Annotated in this window: 9 protein-coding genes; 6 read left to right on the top strand and 3 right to left on the bottom strand. The window is 74.9% G+C overall.

What is annotated here, in order from left to right; translation table 11 throughout:
* Positions 1-21 precede the first annotated feature (21 nt).
* From E1289_RS14930 to accD, 3 genes are read right to left on the bottom strand one after another with little or no spacing between them, the layout of a single operon-like run.
* Positions 22-1,374 (bottom strand): biotin carboxylase N-terminal domain-containing protein, encoded by a 1,353-nt coding sequence (locus E1289_RS14930; protein ID WP_279487345.1) that lies wholly within the window; start codon positions 1,372-1,374, stop codon positions 22-24.
* A 17-nt stretch (positions 1,375-1,391) separates the two neighbouring features.
* Positions 1,392-1,934: a biotin/lipoyl-containing protein gene (locus E1289_RS14925; protein ID WP_131980410.1), complete on the bottom strand. Its 543-nt coding sequence runs from the start codon at positions 1,932-1,934 to the stop codon at positions 1,392-1,394.
* Complete coding sequence (accD, locus tag E1289_RS14920; protein WP_243712834.1) at positions 1,934-3,703, bottom strand: acetyl-CoA carboxylase, carboxyltransferase subunit beta; 1,770 nt, start codon at positions 3,701-3,703, stop codon at positions 1,934-1,936. The genes E1289_RS14925 and accD overlap by 1 nt, the downstream gene beginning before the upstream one ends.
* A 374-nt stretch (positions 3,704-4,077) precedes the next feature.
* On the opposite strand from accD, the gene E1289_RS14915 reads away from it, so the two are divergent.
* The 6 genes from E1289_RS14915 to E1289_RS14890 form a co-directional block, all read left to right on the top strand.
* Positions 4,078-6,069 carry a BTAD domain-containing putative transcriptional regulator gene (locus tag E1289_RS14915; RefSeq protein WP_131980408.1) on the top strand — a complete coding sequence of 664 codons (1,992 nt, stop codon included), beginning with the start codon at positions 4,078-4,080 and terminating at the stop codon, positions 6,067-6,069.
* A 277-nt stretch (positions 6,070-6,346) separates the two neighbouring features.
* The gene (locus E1289_RS14910; protein WP_131980406.1) at positions 6,347-7,621 is read left to right on the top strand and encodes an NAD(P)/FAD-dependent oxidoreductase; all 1,275 of its coding nucleotides are present in this window, start codon (positions 6,347-6,349) and stop codon (positions 7,619-7,621) included.
* A gap of 68 nt (positions 7,622-7,689) precedes the next feature.
* Positions 7,690-8,961 carry a cation:proton antiporter gene (locus E1289_RS14905; RefSeq protein WP_131980404.1) on the top strand — a complete coding sequence of 424 codons (1,272 nt, stop codon included), beginning with the start codon at positions 7,690-7,692 and terminating at the stop codon, positions 8,959-8,961.
* 67 nt (positions 8,962-9,028) lie between these two features.
* On the top strand, positions 9,029-10,690 hold the full coding sequence (locus E1289_RS14900) for a tryptophan 7-halogenase (RefSeq protein WP_207928975.1): 1,662 nt from the start codon (positions 9,029-9,031) through the stop codon (positions 10,688-10,690).
* A gap of 44 nt (positions 10,691-10,734) precedes the next feature.
* A complete protein-coding gene (locus E1289_RS14895) occupies positions 10,735-17,004 on the top strand; it encodes a type I polyketide synthase (RefSeq protein WP_207928974.1) in 6,270 nt (2,089 codons plus the stop codon).
* An 18-nt stretch (positions 17,005-17,022) separates the two neighbouring features.
* Positions 17,023-22,084 (top strand): beta-ketoacyl synthase N-terminal-like domain-containing protein (locus tag E1289_RS14890; RefSeq protein ID WP_131980402.1); only part of this gene is annotated, 5,062 nt, incomplete at its 3' end.

The raw sequence follows: 22,084 nt of genomic DNA, 5'->3' as shown, positions 1-22,084 counted from the left end.
CCATGTGTCCGGTCGACCACTCTAGTGAACCGGGCGCGGATCCGGGGGAGAGGGGAGCGCGAGGGCGGTGTCGTGTTCGGCGTCCTGGAAGCGCGGATCGGCGATCAGCCGCTCCAGGAAGCCGGCGGTGGTGCGCACCCCGGGACCGGAGATCCGGCATTCGCCGAGCACCGCGGCCATCCGGCGCAGCGCGCGGTCGCGGTCGGGCGCCCAGACGACGAGCTTGGCCAGCAGCGAGTCGTAGGCGGCCGGGACCCGGTACCCGGGGAAGCCGTGCGTGTCGACGCGGACGAAGGGGCCGCCGGGGAGCCGGAACTCGGTGAGCAGGCCCGGCGCGGGGACGAAGCCCTGGTCCGGGTCCTCGGCGTTGATCCGGCATTCGATGGCGGTGCCGCGGGGCCGCACGTCCTCCCGGCGGAGCGCGAGCTCCCGGCCGGCGGCGATCCGGATCTGCTCCGCGACGAGGTCCACACCGGTCACCATCTCGGTCACCGGATGCTCGACCTGGATCCGGCAGTTGGTCTCCAGGTAGGCGAACGAGCCGCCGGGCGAGACCAGGAACTCGAACGTCGCCGCGCCGACGCAGCCCGCCGCCCGCGCACCGGCCACCGCCGCCTCGGACATGCGCTCGGCCAGGTCGCCGGGCAGCCGCGGTGCGGGCGCCTCCTCGATGAGCTTCTGCCGGCGGCGCTGGACCGAGCAGTCGCGGGTCCCGAGGGGCAGGACGTTGCCGTGGGCGTCGCAGAGCAGCTGGACCTCGACGTGGCGGGCCGAGCCGAGGTGGCGCTCGACGTAGACGCGGTCGTCGCCGAACAGGGCCTGCGCGTCGGTCCGCACCCGCCGCCAGGCGGACGCCAGGTCCGCCGCCTCGTGCACGACCGCCATCGCGTTCCCGCCGCCGCCGGCCGCGGCCTTGACGATCACCGGGTAGCCGATCTCGTCCGCCGCCTCCCGCGCCTCCCGCGCGCTGCCCGGCGGCGCCATCGAGCCGGGCAGCAGCGGCAGGCCCGCCTCGGCCATGAGGGCGCGTGCGGCGATCTTGTCCCCGAAGACCTCCAGCACCGGCGCGGGCGAGCCGATGAAGGCGATGCCGTTCTCCGCGCACACCGCGGCCAGGTCGGCGTCCTCGGAGAGGAACCCGTAGCCGGGGTGGAGCGCGTCGGCACCGGTGCGCCGCGCCGCCTCGATGATCGCGGGGATGTTCAGGTAGCTGCGCCGGGCGGGGGCCGGGCCGATCTGCACGCTCTCGTCGGCCAGCCGGACGACGGCCGAGTCGCGGTCCTCGGTGGAGTGCACGGCGACCACCCGCAGGCCGAGCTCGCGGCAGGTCCGCGCCACCCGCAGCGCGATCTCGCCCCGGTTCGCGATGAGCACGGTGGAGAACATGGAGGCTAGCGCCCGGCCGGGTCGGCGAGGAGCAGGAGCGGCTCGCCGTACTCGACCTCGGCGCCGTCGCGGGCCACGATCTCGGCCACCCGGCCCGCGCGGTCCGCCTCCACGGGGAGCATCAGCTTCATCACCTCGACGATCCCGACCTGCTGCCCGCGAGCGACGGTGTCGCCCACGCTCACGAAGGGCGCGGCGTCCGGCTCGGGAGCCCGGTAGAACACGCCGACCGAGGGGGAGGGGACCGGGAACAGCCCGTCCTCCTCCCGTACCGGCGGCGGGGAAGACGCTCGCTCGCCGGCCGCGTTCTCGGCCGCACCGTTGAGCGCCGACGGCGGGGCGGGACGGTCCGCTCCGGCCGGCGGCCACTCCAGCTCCACCGCCACCGCGCCGGCGCGCAGGCGCAGCGACGCGGGCGGATGGGGGACTCCCGACAGCAGCCGCGCGGCGTTGTCCCGGACGGCCTCGATCAACTCGATCAGGTCGGTCACGTTCTGCGCGCTGCGGTCTCGTTCGTGCTGGGCGACGGCATCCGCGGTCAGCGTCATCAGTGCCTCTCTTCGGGACGGGCCGGCGCGGCGGGCTCGTCGCGGCCGGCGGCGGGAGCGGCGGGCGGCGGCATCGCGAACCGCCGGTAGCGCGCGAGCCGGTCGGCGAGCAGGTGGTCCGCCGGCCGGTCCGCCAGCTCGGGCAGCGTCACGCGCAGTGCGGCCGCGATGCGTGCGGCGGTGGCCCGGGGCGCGCCCTCGACACCGCCCGCGGGCTCGGGGACGACCGCGTCCACCACGCCGAGCCGCAGGAGTTCGCGGGCGTCGAGCCGCAGCGCCTCCGCCGCCGCGGGCGCGGCGGCGGGGTCCTGCCAGAGGATCGCGGCGCAGCCCTCCGGGCTGATGACGGAGTAGACGGCGTCGGCCAGCATGAGCACCCGGTCGGCCACGGCGAGCGCGAGGGCGCCGCCGCTGCCGCCCTCGCCGGTGACCACGGTGACGATCGGCACCGGGAGCCGGGCCATCAGCCGCAGGTTCGCCGCTATCGCCGCCGCCTGGTGCCGCTCCTCGGCCTCGACGCCCGGATGGGCGCCGGGGGTGTCGACGAACGTGAGCACCGGGAGCCCGAGCTTGCCGGCGAGCCGCATCAACCGTGCCGCCTTGCGGTAGCCCGCGGGCGAGGACATGCCGTAGTCGTTCCGGGCGAGCTCCTGAGGCGTGTGCCCCTTCTGGTTGCCGATGACCAGCACCGCCCGGCCCTCGAACACCCCCACGCCGCCGACGATCGCGGAGCAGTCGTCGGAGAGCCGGTCCCCGTGCAGCTCCTCGAAGTCGGCCACCAGGTACGGCAGCAGGTCGCGCAGCGTGGGGCGCTTCAGCGAGCGGGCGCGGCGGACGGTCTCCCAGGGGTCGCGCTCGGGGACCTGGTCGCAGTCGCCGAGGAGGGCGGGCTCCCCGGGCGGCGCGGTGGGCGCCGGGCGCTCGGCCGGGGCGCCGGAACCGCCCGTCCGGAGGTGGCCGGGCCGTCCGGCGGCCAGCACCCGCGACAGCGTCCCGCGCAACTCGGCCCGCGGCGCGACGATGTCGATGCCGCCGTGGTCGAGCAGGTGCTCGGCGGTCTGGAAACCCGGCGGCAGGGTCTGCCTGATCGTCTGCGCGATGACCCGGGGACCGGCGAAGCCCAGCCGGGCGCCGGGCTCGGCGATGATGACGTCGGTGAGCGTGGCGTAGGACGCTGCCACGCCGCCGTACGTCGGGTCGGTGATCAGCGAGACGGTGAGGATGCCCGCCTCGTCGAGCATGGCCAGCGACGCGCTGGTCCGGGCAAGCTGCATGAGGGAGATCGCCCCCTCCTGCATGCGCGCCCCACCGGAGGCGGTGACGAGGAGCAGCGGCACCGCGTCGGCGCACGCCGTCTCGGCGGCGAGGCAGATCCGGTCTCCCACCCCCGCGCCGAGGCTCCCGCCCATGAACCGGAAGTCCATGACGGCGGTGACCACCGGGTGCCCCTCGATCGTCCCGCGGACGCAGATGGCGGCCTCGTCCAGCCCGGTGGCCGCGCGGGCCTCGCGGAGCCGGTCCGGATAGGGCCTGGTGTCGTGGAAGACCAGGGGATCGGCGGTGCCGACCGGGGGCCCGAAAGGCACGGCGCTTCCCGGGTCGAGCAGCTGCTCGACGCGGTCCGCGGCGCTCAGCGGGGCGTGCCATCCGCACTCGGGGCACACGCCGAGGCGGCGCGCGACCTGCCTGGCATGGCTGAGGGTCCGGCAGCGGCGGCAGACGCTCCAGGCCGCCTGGCCGGTACCCGAGGCTCTCACGGCAAGGGCCACGGCCGAACCTCTTCCTGGTCTCCCGATCGTGCCTGCGAGCCGGCACGGCTCGGCGGCGTCTCGTCTCTCCGGTCGTCGCCTCTCGGGCGGCGCCGCCAAGCCCCATGCTCGGATCCCGCGGGCACCGTGTCACCGCTTAGATTGCTCCGCGCGGTGGCGGACGTCCCCCGTGGATGCGGGCCGGAAGGCCCCGTCCATGCCGCCCGACCTGCCGTTCTTGGCACGGGCCTTGACCCAGCGCAATCTGGGCGGTGACAGCGGGCGTGCGGGCGCGGAGGCTGGCTGGGTCCGCAGCGGTGGGTCCATGCGCGCGTTCCCGGCGGCGCCGGCGTGCTCATCCCGTGCTCAATCCCGACTTCGGAGGTGATCGGACCATGCCAGAGGCGGAACGGTCAGTGCGGCTGGAGCTGCTCGGTCGGATGCGGGTCTGGCGGGACGAGACCGAGGTGACGCCAGGCCCGCCCAAGCAGCGCGCCGTCCTGGGCCTGCTGGCCAGCCGGGTGAACGAGGTCGTGGAGATCGACGAGATCATCGATGCCGTCTGGGGCGACACGGTCCCGGCCACCGCCAGCAACAGCGTCCACACCTACGTCGCCGGCCTGCGCAAGGTGCTGGAGCCCCGGCGCGGGCGGCGGGACACCGGCGAGGTGCTGGTCTCGACGGGCGGCGGCTACAGCCTGTGCGTCCCGCCGGAGAACATCGACGCCGAGCGGTTCATGGAGCTGCTGGCGCGCGCCCGCCGGTCGCTGGCGGAGGGCCTCGCACCGGCGGCGCTCCGCGAGTTCGACGCGGCGCTCGGCCTGTGGCGGGGGGAGGCCTACGCGAGCGTGCCGGGCCCCTTCGCCGAGACCGAACGCGCCCACCTGTTCGAGCTGCGGATGACGGCGACCGAGGAATGGGCCGCCCTGATGCTGGAGGTGGGGCGGCACTCCGAGCTCGCCGCGGTCCTGACCGCCTCCGTCGCCCGGCATCCGCTCCGCGAGCGCCTGCGCTGGCTGCTCATGCTGGCGCTGTACCGGTGCGGCAGGCAGGCGCGGGCGCTGGAGGTGTACCGCGAGACGCGGGAGCTGCTGATCCAGGAGCTGGGCATCGAGCCAGGCCCCGACCTGCGCAAGCTGCATGCGCAGATCCTCGCGGGGAGCCCGGAGCTGCTGGCGCCGGTACCGGACGGGCCGCCCCCGCTCGGCCGCCCGGGGCCACGGGAGCGGGGCCCCGGGGAGTTCGTGGCGCTGCGCCCGGCGCAGCTCCCCCCGAAGGCGCGCGGGTTCGTCGGCCGGTCGGCGGAGCTCGGCGCGCTGCGGGCGATCATCGACGAGGGGCTGGCCCAGCCCGGGAGCAAGCCCCCGCTGGTCGTGATCGACGGGGTCGCGGGCAGCGGGAAGACCGCGCTGGCCCTCACGGTCGGGCACGAGTTCATCGACCGGTTCCCCGACGGCCAGCTGTTCATCGACCTCGGCGGCTTCAGCCCCGGGCGCCGGCCGCTGGACGCCGCGGAGGCGCTCACCTCGCTGCTGCTCAGCCTCGGGGTGAGCCGCAGCCACGTGCCCGCCGAACCGGAGGGGCGGACGGCCCTGTACCGGAGCCTCCTGCACGACCGGCGGGTGCTGATCGTCCTCGACGACGCGCTCGACCCCGAGCAGCTGCGGCCCCTGGTCCCCGGCGGCCCCGCCTGCGTCCTGATCACCAGCAGGCGGCGGCAGAGCGGCTTCGTGGCGCGGGACGGGGCGCACCGCGTCGAGGTGGCCCCGCTGGAGCTCGACGAGTCGATCAGCCTGCTCACCTACCTGATCGGTGCGGAACGGGTGGACGGGCAGCGCGAGGACACGGTCCGCATCGCCGAGATGTGCGGCCACCTCCCGCTCGCCCTGCGGCTCGCCGCCGAGCAGCTCACCGCCCATCCCCGGATGCGGTTCGCCGAGCTGGTCGAGCGCTACACCCCGAAGAACAGCCGGCTCGACCGGCTCGCGGTGGAGAACGACCCCGAGGCGACGCTGCGGTCGGTGTTCGGGGCCTCGTACCGGGCGCTGGACCCCGAGCCCGCCCGCATGTTCCGGCTGCTGGGCGCGTACGGCTCGCCCGTGTTCTGCGTCTCCGAGGCCGCCGCGCTGGCCGGGCTGCCGTGGGGTTCGGCCCGGGGGCTGCTGGAGAACCTCGCCGACAACCACCTGCTGGACGCCGAAGGCCGCGACAACTACCGGTTCCACACGCTGATCGGCACGTACGCCGCCGAGTGCTCGCGGCAGGAACCGGAGCGCCGCCGCCACGAGGCGCTGCGCAGGGTGCTGCGGTACCAGCGGGCCAGGAACGGCTTCTTCAGCGGCACGGAGAACATTCCGCATATCGATCATCCGGCGGCCCGCCTCTAGCGGTCCGCCGGCCGTTCCCATTCGCCGCCATCGCCGGGTTTCGGCGCATGGCGGGCGCGGCGTGTCCGGATTCCGTGACGCTTTCCACTGTTCTGCCCCGCCGCCTTCATGTCATCTCCCAAATTGCGGCTATTTGTGTTTCGACATCGTCCAGCAGGCGTGCAGACTTTCTCTAGCACCGGCTGGGCAGAATGGCGGGGTATCGATCGGTCCGGTTCTCGGAATCGGGTTCGCGGATGGTTCGGTCAAGCCGTATCCGGATTAGTGGAAGGTCGGCATGTCGCCCAATCTCTTCGGGATTCCTGACCAATTCGACGTCGTGGTGATCGGTGGCGGCCCCGCCGGCGCCACCACCGCCGGCCTGCTCGCCAAGAACGGGCGCCGGGTCCTCGTCCTCGACCGGGAGCGCTTCCCGCGCTATCACATCGGGGAGTCCCTCATCCCCGCGGTCATGCGGCCCATGGAGGAGCTCGGGCTCACCGAGCGCATGGACGCCCGCGGCTTCGAACGCAAGTACGGCGGGACGCTCGTGTGGGGCAACGACCAGGTCCCGTGGAACTTCTCGTTCATCAAGGGCGGCCCCTACGCGTACGCGTACCACACCCGCCGCGCGGACTTCGACACGCTGATCCTCGACCGGGCCCGCGAACTGGGCGCCCACGTCCTGGAGGAGGCGACGGTCAAGGAGCCGATCCTGGACGACTCGGGCCGGGTCACCGGCGTGCGCTACTCGGTCCAGGGCGAGAAGCAGGTCCACGAGGCGCGCGCCACCATGGTCGTGGACGCCTCGGGGCAGGCCCGCGTCCTCAGCCGGCGCTTCTCCGAGATCACCTGGCACGACGAGCTCCGCAACGTCGCCGTCTGGACGTACTTCGACGGCTGCGACCGGCTGCCCGGCGACGAGTGGACGAACATCCTCATCGAGGGCCTGGACGAGGGCTGGTTCTGGGCCATCCCCATCGACAAGGACCGGCAGAGCGTCGGCTACGTGACCCGCGCCGAGAACGCCGGCAAGACCGACCAGTCGCTGCAGGAGCTGTTCGCCGAGCAGCGGGAGCGCACCACCAAGCTCAAGTACCTGCTGCGTGACGCCCGCCAGTCCGGCGGCTTCCGCAGCGCCCGCGACTGGTCGTACACCTCCCACACCTTCCACGGCGACGGCTGGGTCCTGGTGGGCGACTCGGCGGCGTTCGTCGACCCGCTGTTCTCGACCGGCGTCGCGCTGGCGACGCTGGCCGCCAGCACCCTGGCGAAGATCCTCGGGACGGTCCTGGACCATCCCGAGATCGAGAAGGCCGCGCTGGACCGGTACGCCGGCGCCTACCGCGCCTTCTTCGACGAGATCAGGACCTTCGTCGAGCGGTTCTACGACCGCACCAAGTACGAGGAGTTCTATTACAGCCTGGCGCAGGAACTCGTCGATCCGGAGAAGAAGAACGAGCCGTCCAAGGACTTCGTGCAGCTGATCTCCGGCCTGAGCGGAAAGCACGAGCTGTTCCATATCCAGCTGGACGATCTGCTCGCCGAAGGTGCGGTGGAGGCCACGACCTGATCGGCCGCCCAGCCGGTCCGCCGTGAGCGCCTGCCCGTTCGATCAGAAGTGAGTGGAGCCGCCCGCCAGTGACCAGCCATCAGGTGCAGTTGTTGTTCGCGGATCTCGCGTTGATCCTCGTGCTCGCGCGCGGGCTCGGGGCGCTGGCGACGCGCGTGGGGCAGCCCGCGGTGGTCGGTGAGATCGTCGCGGGCATCCTGCTCGGCCCCACGCTGCTGAGCGACGGGATCTCCGAAGCGCTGTTCCCCGCGGAGGTCCAGTCGGTCCTCGCCGGGATCGCGGACCTCGGCCTGGCGGTGTTCATGTTCGCCGTCGGGCTGGAGGTCGACACCGGCGCGCTGCGGGGCAGGGGGCGGCCGGCCGTCGGCGCGATCGTCGGGGCCACCCTTGTCCCCTTCGGCCTCGGGCTCGGCCTGGGGTTCCACCTGCTGCGCGCGCACCCGGTGGAGGGGAGCCCGGCGGCCGCGTTCGTGGTGTTCATCGGGCTGGCCGTCTCGGTGACGGCCTTCCCGGTGCTCGCCAGGATCCTGGAGGACCGGGGGCTGTTCGCCACGCCGCTGGGAGGTCTGGCGCTGGCGGTGGCCGCGATCGTCGACGTCGCGGCGTGGGTCGCGCTCGCGGCCGTCCAGGCCATGGTGGGCGGCGAGGCGGCGCTGTGGCGGGCGGGCCTGTTCGTCTGCTACGCGGCCCTCCTGTTCCTCGTCGTCAGGCCGCTGCTGCGCGGGTTCCTGTCGGCCGGCGGGGCCGGCGGGCCGCTGACGCCGTGGACCTTCGCGGTGCTCCTCAGCGGGACGCTCCTGTCGGCCGTGGCGACCCAGGCGATGGGCATGCACCTGATCATGGGCGCGTTCCTGTTCGGGCTGATCATGCCGCGGGGCGGCGGCGGCCCGGCCCTGCGGGCCGAGCTGGAGGACCGCCTCGGCCAGCTCACCGCCGTGCTGCTGCCGGTCTACTTCGTGGTGGCCGGCCTGCGCATCGACCTGGCCTCGCTGGACGTCTCCGACCTGTGGCTGCTGTGCCTGATCATGGCCGTGGCCGTGGCGGGCAAGGTCGGCGGAACCTACCTGGGGCTGCGCACCCAGGGGATGCCGGCGCGGCCCTCGGCCGCGATCGCCGCGCTGATGAACACGCGGGGGCTGACCGGCCCCGTCGTCCTCGGCGTCGGCCTGCAGTTCGGCCTGCTCGACGACCCGCTCTACTCGCTGATGGTCGTCATGACGCTGCTGACGACGCTGATGACCGGGCCCCTGCTGTCGCTGACCCTCCGCGGGCACGCGGACGAGCCGGCGGCCGCCGGGGGCGCCCGCGAGCCGACGGGACGGACCGCGGTGCCGCCCTGAAGCGGGCGCGCCGCCGCCACAGAGAACGGAAGGGCCGTCGCGGCCCGCGAAGCGAAGGGTGAGACAAGTGCAGTCGAACACCAGCGCGCCCCGGCGCGCCGAACATTTCGACGTGGCGATCCTGGGCAGCGGCATGGCGGGCGGCATGCTCGGCGCCATCCTCGCCCGCAACGGCGTGAGCGTGCTGCTGCTGGACGCGGGCGTGCACCCGCGGTTCGCCGTGGGCGAGTCGACCATCCCGTACACCTCCGGAATGACCCGGCTCATCGCCGACCGCTACCGGGTGCCGGAGATCATGCCGCTGTCGAGCTTCAAGGGCATCAGGCGGCACGTCTCGGCCAACTGCGGCCGGAAGCAGAACTTCGGGTTCGTCTACCACCGCGAAGGGCGGCCGCAGAACCGCGAAGAGGTCAACCAGCTGGTCGTCCCGGCGGCGCTGCGGACCGAGACCCACCTGTTCAGGCAGGACATCGACGCCTACCTGTTCCACGTGGCGGTCAAGTACGGCGCGACCCCGCGGCTGAACACCAGGATCGAGGACATCGAGATCGACCCGGACTCCGGGGCGGTGCTCCGCGGTGCCCGCGGCGAGGAGTTCCGCGCCTCGTACGTGGTCGACGGCAGCGGCTTCCGGTCGCCGCTGGCGGAGAAGTTCGAACTGCGGGAGACCCCCACCAGGGCGCGCACCCACACCCGCACGATCTTCACGCACATGATCGGGGTGACGCCGTTCGACGACGCGCCCGCCGCCAAGCGCCATGACCAGCCGAACCCGTGGCACAACGGCACCCTGCACCATGTCTTCGACGGCGGATGGCTCTGGGTCATCCCGTTCGACAATCATCCGGGGGCGATCAACAAGCTCTGCAGCGTCGGGCTGACCTTCGACCCGAGGGTCCATCCCAAGGAGGACGGCGTCTCCCCGGAACAGGAGTTCAACGCCTTCCTGGAACGGTTCCCGCAGATCGCGCACCAGTTCAAGGAGGCCAAGGCCGTCCGGCCCTGGGTCTCCACGGGGCGGCTGCAGTACTCGGCCAAGCAGGTGGTGGGGGAGCGGTACTGCCTCACCTCCCACGCGGCGGGGTTCATCGACGCCCTGTACTCCCGCGGCCTCACCAACACCCTCGAACTCGTCAACGCCCTCGGCTGGCGGCTGATCGCGGCCTCCAGGGACGGGAACTGGTCGCTGGAGCGGTTCGGGTACCTGGAGGCGCTGCAGCAGGGACTCTTCGACTTCCACGACGACCTCGTCTTCAGCTCCTTCGTCGGCTTCGGCGACTACGAGCTGTGGAACGCGACGTGCCGCACCTGGATGCTCGGCACGATGCTCGGCAACGTCATGCTGGAGGACGCCTACTACCGGTTCGCCAAGACGGGTGACGAGAAGGTCTTCCTGGATCTGGAGAACAGCAAGCACCCCGGCTCGCCGCTGCCGGTCAGCGAGGGGTTCAACGAGCTGGGGATCGCCACCCGCGAACTGTGCGAATCGGTGCGGGAGGGCACGGTGACCGCGGACGCCGCCGCCGCGCGGATCCTCGGGCGCATCAAGGACGCCGACTACATCGCGCCGGCGTTCCGGCTGGGTGAGCGCGACACCCGCTGCTTCAACATGACACCGCTGAAGATGGCGAAGAACGCCATCTGGTGCCGCAGGGAGGCCCCTCCCGAGATCGGCCCGCGGATGATCCGCGCCAGCAAGGGCCTCGTCCGCATGCGCTTCCGCGAGTAGCACCGCACGCCCCCGGCCCCCGCAACCGCACGAGAAGGCAGCGCATGGACCACAACGCAGCACACGATCCGGAGAAGCTGATCGCCGTCGTCGGCATGGCGGGCAGGTTCCCCGGTGCCGCGGACGTCGACGGGCTCTGGAGCCTGCTGATGGACGGGCGCGACGCGATCGGCCCGGTCCCGCCCGAGCGGTGGGACGCCACCGCGCCGCTGGACCCCGAGCGGGAGATCCAGGCGGTCGGCGGATTCATCGACGGCGTCGACCGCTTCGATGCCGGGTTCTTCGGCGTCTCGCCGCGCGAGGCCCAGGTCCTCGATCCGCAGCAGCGCCTGCTGATGGAGCTGACCTGGCGGGCGCTGGAGGACGCGGGCCGGCCCGCCGCCGCGCTCGGCGGGACCAGGACGGGCGTCTACATCGGCTGCTCCTGGCACGACTACGAGCTGATGCGCATCGCCCGGGGGGTGCGGCCCACGCCGCACAGCCTGGTGGGCAACGCGCTCGACGTGATCGCGGCCCGCCTCTCCTACTTCTTCGGGCTGCGCGGCCCGAGCCTGACGGTCGAGACGGGCTGCTCCTCCTCGCTCGTCGCGCTGCACCTCGCCGGCCAGGCGCTGCGCGAGGGGGAGATCGAGGCCGCGGTGGTCGGCGGCGCCAACCTCATGCTCGATCCCCATGTGACCGTGGGGCTGACCCATTTCGGGGGCCTGTCACCGGACGGGCGATGCGCCGCCTTCTCCGCGTCCGCCAACGGCTTCGTCCGCGGTGAGGGCGTCGCGGCGCTGTACGTGAAGACGCTGAAGCGCGCGCTCGACGACGGCGACCGGATCCACGGCGTCATCGTCCGCACCGTGGTCAACAACGACGGCGGCGGCGACAGCCTGGTGACGCCGAGCCGGGAGGGCCAGGAGGACCTGCTGACCCGCGCCTATCTCGCCGGCGGCGTGCCCTACCAGGCGCTGGCATACCTCGAGGCGCACGGCACCGGCACGGGCCGCGGCGACCCGATCGAGGCCGGCGCCATCGGGCGGGTGCTCGGGACCGGGCGGGACGGCGGGCCGCTGCCGATCGGCTCGATCAAGACCAATATCGGGCATCTGGAGGCGTGCGCGGGGCTGGCGGGCCTGTTCAAGGTCCTGCTGGCGCTCCGGCACCGGGTGGTGCCGCCGAGCCTGCATTCGGCCGAGCTGAACCCCCGGATCCCGTTCGAGGACATCAACGTGCGGGTGGTCCGGGAGCCGCTCGAACTGCCGGACGGCGGTCCCCTCTACATGGGGGTCAACTCGTTCGGCTGGGGCGGCACCAACGCCCATGTGGTCGTGCGCAGCGCTCCGCAGGCATGCGAGACCCCGGCGGCCGACTCCGCCCGGACGCCGACGGGCCTCCCGGCGATCGTCCCGCTGTCGGCCAAGGATCGCCCGGTGCTCGCCGAACGGGCCCGCGAACTCGGCGACTTCGTCGCCGCCGCCCCGGTCGGGACGGACGAGTTGCAGGCGGTCCTCGGCCCGCGCCGGGATCACTTCCCGGAGCGCGCGGGGATCGTCGCCGCCGGCGGCGACGGCCTTGAGAGCGCGCTGGCCGCGCTGGCCGCCGGGCCGGACGCGGCCGGCGAGCACCCGGCCGTGGCGACGGGCCGGGCGGTCCCCCGCGGCCGGACGGCGTTCGTCTTCCCCGGCCAGGGCTCGCAATGGAGCGGGATGGGCCGGGCCCTCTGCGCCGAGAGCCCGCTGTTCGCCGCGACCGTCGAGAGATGCGCCGAGGCGCTCCGGCCGCACGTCGCCTGGGACCCGCTCGCCGTGTTCACCGGCGAGTCGGGCGAGGAGTGGATGACCAGGATCGACATGCTCCAGCCGACGCTGTGGACGATGGCGCTCGGCCTCGCCGAGCTGTGGCGGGGCGCCGGCGTGGAACCCGACGTCGTGCTGGGCCACAGCCAGGGCGAGATCACCGCCGCGACGCTGGCGGGCGTCCTGTCGTACGAGGACGCCGCGCTGGTGATGGCGCGCCGGAGCGCGATCGCGCGCCGGACGTCCGGCCGGGGCCGGATGCTCGCCGTCGACCTCGACCGGACGGCGGCGCAGGCCGCGCTGGAGGGGTTCGAGGACAGCGTGTCCCTCGCCGTCCACAACGGCCCGAGCTCGTGCGTGCTGTCGGGGGACGAGGAGGCCGTGCTGGTCCTCAAGGAAGTGCTCGAAGCGGACGGCGTCTACTGCCGGCTGGTGAACGTCGACTACGCCTCGCACAGCCCGCAGATGGACCCGCTGCGCGCGGAGCTGCTCTCCGAGCTCGCGCCCGCGGTGCCGCGCCGCGGCTCCATCGAGCTGATGTCCACGGTCTCGTGCCGGCGCCTGGACGGGCCGGAGATGGACGCGGAGTACTGGGCGGAGAACCTGCGCCGGCCGGTGCTGTTCGCCGACGCCATGGGCGTCCTCCTGGACGAGGGCGTCACCCACGTGGTGGAGATCAGTCCCCATCCCGTGCTGGTGCCGGCCGTCGAGCAGCTGGCCGAGGGCCGCCCCGGCCGGGTCGCGGTGCTGCCCACGCTCCGCCGCGACCGCGGCACGGCCGCGGACTTCGGCATGGCGCTGGCCGGGTCCTACGCGGCCGGGCTCGAACCCTTCGGCGGGTCCGGCGCCCCCGGACCGGGCCTGCCGGCCGTGCCCGGCTACCCGCTGCGCGGCGACCGCCACTGGACCGACGAGCGGCCCCGCGGCTCCGGAGCGAACCGCGGGTTCGAGGCGCCGCTGGTGCCGGCTCCCGGCGACCCCGGCGCGTGGCACGCCGCCATGGAGCTGTCGCTGGCGGATCTCCCGTGGCTCGGCGATCACCGGGTGTACGGGACGGCCGTGCTCCCGGGGGCGGCGATGCTGAGCCTCATGGTGAACGCCGCCCGCGCCCGGCGGGGTTCGCCGCCGGGCGTCCTGGAGGATGTCGTCTTCCAGGAGGAGGTGGCACTGGCCGGGGATCCGCTCCCGCTCACCGTGGAATGGCGCGACGATCTCGGCGAGGCCGGGCGCTGCAGGCTCCTGTCGCTTCCGGACGGTGCGGCGTCATGGGCGGTGAACGCCACGGGACGGACCGGTGGCCGGGCGGACGACCATGCCGCCCCCCGCTTCCCGGAGTGGCACGAGGACGTCGAACCCACTCCCACCGGCGACTTCTACGAGCGGTGCGAGCGCCGTCAGCTCGGTTACGGCCCGTCCTTCCAGACCCTCCGGAAGCTGCATGTGCACGCGGAGGCGCGGGAGGCGTTGGCCGAACTGGTGTTGCCGGACGGCCTGCACGCGTCCGCCAGGACCCATGTCCTGCACCCGGCGCTGTGGGACGGTGCGCTCCAGGTCTCGCTGACTCTCTCCGAGGAGGACGCGGCCGTGCTGCCGACGTCCGTGGAACGGATCGTCCTCTTCGACGGGGCGGGCGGAGGCGACGGCGCCAAGGTGACCACCGCGTGGTCCCACGCCAAGCGCCGCGCGGACGGCCGCATGGACATCGGCGTCTTCGGCGAAGACCGCGAGCCGCTGATGACCGTCCAAGGACTGGCCCTGCAGCCGCTGCCGGCCGTTGGAGACGGCCATGACGACGACCGGCTGCACCGGGTGCAGTGGGTTGAGACCGCATCGGACGAGGACGTACCGCCCGCCGGCGACCCGGCCGGGCGGCGCTGGGTGATCCTCGGCGAGCCGGCCGGCGCAGCCGTCGAGCTGTCCGGGGCCGTGGCGGCGCTGGGCGTCGAGGTCGTCCACGCAACGGCGGACGACATCGACGCGGTCCTGGCTCCCGCGGCGGCGGCCGACGGCCCGGGGCCGGTGGACGCGGTGGTCTTCATGGCTCCGCCGCGAGCGGCCGGAATCGAGACGCAGCAGTCCGGACTCGACCGCCTCACCTCGGTCGTCCGGGCATGCGCGGGCCACGACCTCACCCCCGCCCTCGCCGTCGTCACCGCGCTCGCGCAGGAGGGCGGGTCCGCGGGCGAGACCGACCCGGGCTCGGCGCTCTACTGGGGCTACACGCGCGTGCTGCGGCGCGAGCACGGCGAGCTGGCGGCCCGGGTGATCGACGTCGACCCGGACGATCCGGGCTGGGCGGCGGCCTGCGCGGCCGAGCTGGCCCGCCACGACGGCGACGACCAGGTCGTCCTGCGCGCCGCGCGCCGCGCGGTGGCCCGGCTGGCACGGGGCCCGGCCGATGAGGGGGCGGAGCGTTGGCCCGTCCCGGGCACCCGCCCGCAGCCGTTCCGCGTCGAGCTCTCCCGCGCGCCCGCCAAGCCCCGGTGCGTCCCGCTCGAACGGGTCCCGCCGGGGCCGGGCGAGGTGGAGATCGAGATCGCCGCCTGCGCGCCCGCCGCGTCCGGGGCCGCCGCGCCGGCGGGCCTCACCGGGTTCGCGGGCCGGATCGCCGCGGTCGGCCCGGACGTCGCCGGCCTCGAACCCGGCGACCGGGTCGCGGCGTGCGCGGCGGGACCGCCCGCCACCCACGTCACCGTGCGGGCCGAGCACCTCCGGGGCGTCCCCGACGACCTGGCGGACGAGGAGGCCGCGGCGCTTCCCGCCGCGATGACCGCCGCGTGGCACGCGCTGGCCGACCTCGCCAGGCTCGACCCGGGCGAGACCGTGCTGGTCCACGTCCAGGACGGCGGCGCCGGGCTCGCCCTCGTCCAGGTGGCCCTCGCCCTCGGCGGCCGGGTCCTCGCGACGGTCGAGAGCCTGGACCAGCGCGACCAGGTCGTGCGGCTCGGCGTCGCCGACGTCCTGGACCGCGCCGACCGTTCCTGGGCGGACCGCGCGCGGGCCCTCACCGGCGGTGGCGGCGTGGACGTCCTGGTCAACCACGTGGGCGGTCCGGTCCTGCGCCTCGGGCTGGAGGTGCTCGCGGACGGCGGCCGCTTCGTGGACTTCGTCCGGCCGCAGGGCGACCCCGGCTCCATCGCGCTGGAGTCCCTGAGCACCGGGGCGGTCTTCGCGGTCGCCGACATCGCGGGCCTGGCCCGGCGCCGCCCGGCGCGCGTCGCCAAGCTGCTGGGGGAGGTCTGGGAGCTGGTCGAGAAGGGGACCCTCAAGCCTCCGGCCACCCGCCGGCGCACCTTCGCCGAGTTCACGGGGGACGGCGGCGCGGCGGCCCGGTGGGCCGCCCAGACCGTGGTGTCCGGCCCCGGGACCGTCGAACGGGTGGACGCGGTGCCGATGCCGGGCGGAGCGTTCCGCCCGGACGGCACCTATCTGATCACCGGCGGCCTCGGCGGGCTCGGCCTGTCGCTCGCCGAGCACCTGGCCTCCCACCGGGCCGGCGCGCTCCTCCTGATCGGGCGGTCGGCGCCCGGCGCCGAGGCCGAGGCGCGGCTCGCCGCCCTCCGGGCCGGCGGAACGCGGGTGGAGACCCTGCAGTGCGATGTCGGCGACGCAGGCGCCCTCCGCCGGGGCCTGGACTCGGTGCGGGACGGGCTCCCGCGGCTGCGCGGAGTCGTGCACGCGGCCGGAGTGCTGGCGGACGCCACGATCGCCAACCTCACACCGGACCTCCTGCGCCGCACCCTCGTGCCCAAGGCCGACGGCGCCCGGAACGTGGAGGCGGTCACCGCCGACGAGCCGCTCGACTTCTTCGTGCTGTTCTCCTCCGCGGCCGGCCTGATCGGCAACCCCGGCCAGGCCGCCTATGCCGCGGCCAACGCCTACCTCGACGCCTTCGCGGTGCGCAGGCGTCGCCGGGGGCTCCCCGCGCTGAGCGTGCAGTGGGGCCCGTTCACCGAGGCCGGGCTCGCCGCGCGGGACCAGCGGCGGGGCGACCGCCTGGAGGAGCGCGGGATGAGCGGTATCGCCCCGCACGAAGCCTGGCAGGCCCTGCCGCGGCTCCTCGACGGCGACGAGCCGGTGATCGGCTACGTCCCCGTCGACCTGCGCCGATGGTTCGACTCCTATCCGGAGATCGCCTCGCTGAAGAGCTGGGAGCGGCTCTACTCGGCCGCGGCGCGGGGCGGGGCGTCCGGACCCGCCGGCGGAGCCTTCCTCGCCAGCCTGCTGGAGGCGCCGCCGGAGAGCCGCGCCGGGCTGGTGGAGGAGAAGGTGCGCGAGCTGTCCGGACGCGTCCTCGGCGCGGCCCCCGAGCGGATCGGCGCGGAGACCCCGTTCAAGTCGCTGGGGCTCGACTCGCTGATGAGCCTCGAACTGCGCAACCGCCTCGAAGCGGCCTTCGGTCTGCAGCTCTCACCGACGCTGCTGTGGACCTACGGCAACCCCGCCGCCCTGGCCGGCGCGCTCTGCGAGCGGCTTGCCGGCCCCGCAGACCCGGCCGCCACCGCCTCCGCGCAGCACGCGCGGACCTGACCGCAAGGAACGGAGGCCATGGAAGACAACGGCACCGCGGCCGGAAAGCGGACTCCGCTCACCCGGGCGCTCGCGACGATCCGAGAGTTGCGCCGGCGCCTGGAGGAGCGGGAGGGCGGCGGTCCCGTCGCCATCGTCGGGGCCGGCCTGCGGCTGCCCGGCGGCACCGGCGACCTCGACGGCTACTGGCGGATGCTGGCCGGGGGCCGCGACCTGGTGGGCCCGATGCCGGCGGAGCGCAGGGAACCGTTCGCGGAGGACTGGCGAGGTCTCCCGCAACGCGGCGGCTTCCTCGACGACGTGCTGGACTTCGACGCGGGCTTCTTCGGCATCAGCCCCCGCGAGGCGCGGCACCTGGACCCCCAGCACCGCCTCCTCCTGGAGGTCGCGTGGGAGGCCCTGGAGGACGCCGCGCTGCCCGTCGACGCGGCCGCCGGGACGCGGACCGGGTTCTACCTCGGCATCATGTGGCAGGACTACCGCGACTGGCTCGCCGGGGAACCGGACGCGTACTGGACGACGGGGAACGGCCACAACTTCGCGGCCGGGCGCATCGCCCACGCGCTGGGGCTCACCGGCCCCACGCTCGCGGTCGACACGGCCTGCTCGTCGTCCCTGGTGGCCGTCCACCTCGCCGTGCAGGCGCTGCGGCGCGGCGAGTGCGAGGTGGCGCTCGCCGGCGGGACCAACCTGATCCTCTCGCCGCGTTCCATGCGCCTGGTGGCGGAGACCCGCTCGCTGGCGCCCGACGGCCGCTGCAAGACCTTCGACGCCCGCGCCAACGGGTTCACCCGCGGCGAGGGGTGCGGTGTCGTCGTCCTGAAACGGCTGGACCGCGCGCTGCGGGACGGCGACCGGGTGCACGCCGTGATCCGCGGCTCCGCCGTCAACCAGGACGGACGCGCCGGCGGCTTCACCGCGCCGAACGTCCTGTCGCAGGTCTCCCTGATCGAGACGGCGCTGGCCGAGGCGGGCCTCCAGCCGGCCGACATCGGGTACGTCGAGACGCACGGCACCGGGACCTCGCTCGGCGACCCCATCGAGATGGAGGCGCTGGCCACGGCGCTCGGCCGCCGGAACGGCGGCCGGCCGCTCGCGGTCGGCGCGCTCAAGACCAACGTCGGGCACCTGGAGTCGGCGGCCGGCGTGGCCGGGCTGCTGAAGGCCGTGCTCAGCCTGCGCGAGCGGCGCTTCCCGCCGCTGGTGCACTTCCGCACCCTGAACCCGAGGATCGACCTGGCGGGCACCGGCATCACCGTCCCGTCGGACCTCACCGACTGGGACCCGGCGGCCGGCGGCCACGCGGCGGTCAGCTCGTTCGGCATGAGCGGGACCAACGCCCACATCATCCTCGCCGACCCGCGGGAACCGGGTCTCGTCGAGGACCCCGCGCCGGAGCCGGACGGCGCGCCGGCCGGGGGCTTCGAGATCTCCGCGAAGACCGGCGCGGCCCTGCGCGCGCTCGCGGACCGGTACGCCGCCGCGCTGGACGGGCTCGACCCCGCCGACTACGCCGCGTTCGCCCACACCGCCACCTTCGGGCGGACCAGGCTCGACGTCCGGGCCCGGATCGAGGCCGCCGATCCGGGCACCGCGGCCCGGCGGCTCCGCGCCCTGGCGGCGGGCGCGGAACCGGCCGGCGTGACCGTCGTCCGCGGTGCCCCCGCCGGTGCCGCGGACGACGGCGCGGGCGCGCCCACCGTGCGGCAGGTGATCGACCTGCCGTTCTACCCGTGGCAGCGCACCCGGTACGCACCCGAATCGGCCGGCACCCCGCAAGCCACCGCGCAGCCCGCCGCACCGGCCGCCCCCGAGACGGCACCGCCCGGGACGGCCCTGCCCGAGACGGCACCGCCCGAGACGCATCAGCTCGTCTGGCAGCCCGTCGAGCCGCTGGCGGAGGGCACGGGAGTTTCCTGGGTCCTCGCCGGAGACGACGTCGAGCTCATGAAGCTCCTGATCGGCGCCGCGGCGCACCGCGGCGCGGCGGGCACCGTGCTCGGCCCGGACGCGCTGGCGCCCGCGGCGGCCGACGCCGGCTGGGAGCACCTGCCCCTGCCCGCCGGCTCCGCCGGCTGGTCGGGCTTCTGGGCCGGGCACCGCGCGGCGGAGAGCACCGCCCTGGTCCTCGTGCCGGAGGCGGCGCCGTCCCTGTCCGGCGACGACGCGGCGGACGCCGGCGTCGAAGCGTCGGCCAGGCTGTGCGCCGACATCACCGCGGCCGTCCACGGCCTGCGCGCCGCAAGCGGGCCGGGACCGGCGCGGGCGTTCGTCACCACCCGGGGAGCCCGCCGGATCGACGACCACGACCAGGTCGACTCGCTGTCGCACGGGCTGCTGCACGGCCTGGCCCCGGTGATGGGCCTTGAGTTCAGCACGGTGTGGGGCGGGATCACCGACCTCCCCGCCGACCCGGAGCCGGACGACGCCGGGGCCCTGCTGCGCTTCGTCGCGGGCGAGGCCGCCCGAGGGCCCGGCGCCGCGGCCGAAGACCTGGCGGCGGTGCGCGGAGGACGGATCCTGGGCGCCCGGCTGAGCGCCGTCCCCGGGCACGCGCCGCACCTGCCGATCAGGGACGACGCAACCTACGTCGTGACGGGAGCCCTCGGCGCGGTGGGCCGGGAACTGGTCACCGACCTCGTGCGGCGCGGCGCCCGCCACCTGCTGCTGATCGGCCGCCGCCCCGAGGACGCCCTCGGCGCCGAGGCGGCGGGACTCCTCGCGGAGCTGCGCGGCCAGGACGTCTCGGTGGCCTACCGGGGCGGCGGCTGCGACACTCCGGCGGCGCTGGCCTCGGCCTGCGCGCCCCTTGCGGGCATGCCGGCCGTGCGAGGCGTCGTCCACGCGGCCGGGAGCCTGGAGCGAGCACCGGCGGAGGACACCGGCGCCGAAGGGTTCGCCGCCGCGCTCCGGAACAAGTACGCCGCGGCGTGGTCGCTGCACCGGGCGGCGGAGCGGTGGCCGCTGGACTTCTTCGTCCTGGTCTCGTCCGTCTCGGCGGTGTGGGGCACCGAGGGGTACGCCGCCTACTCGGCCGCGAACGGCGGGCTGGACGCGCTCGCCGCGCACCGCAGGTCCCGGGGGCTGCCGGCGACGAGCATCGCCTACGGGCCGTGGACGCTCGACGGCCTCGGGATGGCCGACGAGGAAGCCCTGGAGAGGTACGCGCGGGTGGGCGTCGGCGCCCTCACCGCCGAGCGCGGGTGCGCCGCGCTCGCCGAACGGGCGCCGGGCGCCTCCGGGCATGTCGTGAGCTGCCCGCTCGACCTGGCGCGGCTGGACCGCGTCATGTCGGGCCTGCGGCCGCGCGCGCTGCTCGGGGACGGCGCCGCGCCGGACGGGCGGGCCGGCCGGGACGGCCGCGCGACACCGGTGGCCGCGGAACTGGCCGCGCTCCCGGAACGGGCCCGCGAACCGGCCGCCCGCTCCCACCTGCGGCGGCTGGTGGCGGCCCAGCTCGGGCACGACGACCCGCGGGCCGTCGACGAGGGCACCGGCTTCTTCGAGCTGGGCCTCGACTCGATCATGGCAGCGGACCTGGTGGCGGGCCTGGGGGAGGACTTCGGCACGGACCTCGCCGCCGCCGACGTCTTCGACCACCCGACGATCGCCGAACTCGCCGCGCACGTCCTCGAACGGTGGGGCGCGGGTTCCGGCGCGCGGCCCACCCGGACCCGCCCGGACGCGCCGGCGCGCGCGGCGCGTCCGGCGCGTCCGGCGGCGCTCCCCACGGCGGGGACCGGCTCCGCCGCCGAGCGCGGCGGCGGGGCGGGCGAACCCGTCGCGATCGTCGGGATGGCGGGGCGCTTCCCGGGGGCGGATTCCGTGGAGGCGCTGTGGGAGCTGCTGCGCGACGGGCGCGACGGCGTCGGGCCCGTGCCGCCCGGACGCTGGGACGGGCCGCCGCCCGGCCCGCCGGGGCCCGGGGGAGAGCCCCTCCTCACCACCGACCAGGGCGGCTTCCTCCAGGACGTCGACCGGTTCGACGCCGCCTTCTTCGGGCTCCCGGCGCGCGAGGCCGACGCGCTGGACCCGCAGCAGCGGCTGCTGCTGGAGTCCGCGTGGCATGCGCTGGAGGACGCCGGCATCGACCCCCGGAGCCTGCGGCGCTCGCGCACCGGCGTGTTCGTCGGGATCAGCTACTCCGACTACGCCCGGGTGCTGGCCCGGGGCGGACTGGAGGACGTCGACGCCTACTACGGCACCGGCACCGCCCTCAATGCCGCGGCGGGCCGCATCTCTTTCACGCTCGGCCTGAACGGGCCGGCGATCGCGGTGGACACGGCGTGCTCGTCCTCCCTGGTCGCGCTGCACCTGGCCGTCCGCTCGCTCCGCTCCGGCGAGAGCACCGCCGCCGTGGCCGGGGGAGTCAACCTGCTGCTCGACCCGACCTCGTCGGTGGCGGTCAGCCGGGCGCACATGCTCTCTCCCGACGGGCGCTGCCGGACGTTCTCGGCCGACGCCAACGGCTTCGTCCGCGCGGAGGGCTGCGGGGTGGTCGTCCTCAAGCGGCTGGCCGACGCCCGCCGGGACGGCGACCGCGTGCTGGCCGTCATCCGCGGCAGCGCGGTCAACCAGGACGGAGCCTCCTCGGGGCTGACCGCGCCCAGCGGACGGGCCCAGGAGGAGATGCTCCGCGCCGCGCTGGCCGAGGCCGGGCTCCCCGGCTCGGCGGTCTCCTATCTCGAGGCGCACGGCACCGGCACCGCCCTGGGCGACCCGATCGAGCTCGGCGCGGCCTGGCGGGTCCTCGGCCCCGGCCGTGGCGACGGCTCGCCGCTGCTGGTGGGGTCGGTCAAGAGCAACGTCGGGCACTGCGAGTCGGCGGCCGGGATCGTGGCGGTGATCAAAACGGTCCTCGCCCTGCGCCACGGGCTGATCCCGGCGAACCTCCACTTCACCGAACCCAACCCGCAGGTCGCCTGGGCGGACATGGACGTCCGGGTCGTGGCGGACCCGGCACCCTGGCCCGCCGGGGACGGGACGCGGGTCGCGGGCGTCTCGGGCTTCGGATTCACCGGGACCAACGCCCACGTGCTCCTCGCCGACCCGGACGACCACCCCGCCCCCGACTCCGCCG

The sequence above is a fragment of the Actinomadura sp. 6K520 genome (assembly GCF_004349245.1).
Taxonomy (GTDB): domain Bacteria; phylum Actinomycetota; class Actinomycetes; order Streptosporangiales; family Streptosporangiaceae; genus Spirillospora.
This window is presented reverse-complemented; position numbering and strand designations above follow the sequence as displayed.

What these genes read in the sequence shown, in the direction of transcription:
- E1289_RS14910 (WP_131980406.1), top strand. Translation starts at nt 6,347, where the DNA reads ATGTCGCCCAATCTCTTCGGGATTCCTGACCAATTCGACGTCGTGGTG.
- E1289_RS14895 (WP_207928974.1), top strand. Translation starts at nt 10,735, where the DNA reads ATGGACCACAACGCAGCACACGATCCGGAGAAGCTGATCGCCGTCGTC.
- E1289_RS14925 (WP_131980410.1), bottom strand. Translation starts at nt 1,934, where the DNA reads ATGACGCTGACCGCGGATGCCGTCGCCCAGCACGAACGAGACCGCAGC.
- E1289_RS14915 (WP_131980408.1), top strand. Translation starts at nt 4,078, where the DNA reads ATGCCAGAGGCGGAACGGTCAGTGCGGCTGGAGCTGCTCGGTCGGATG.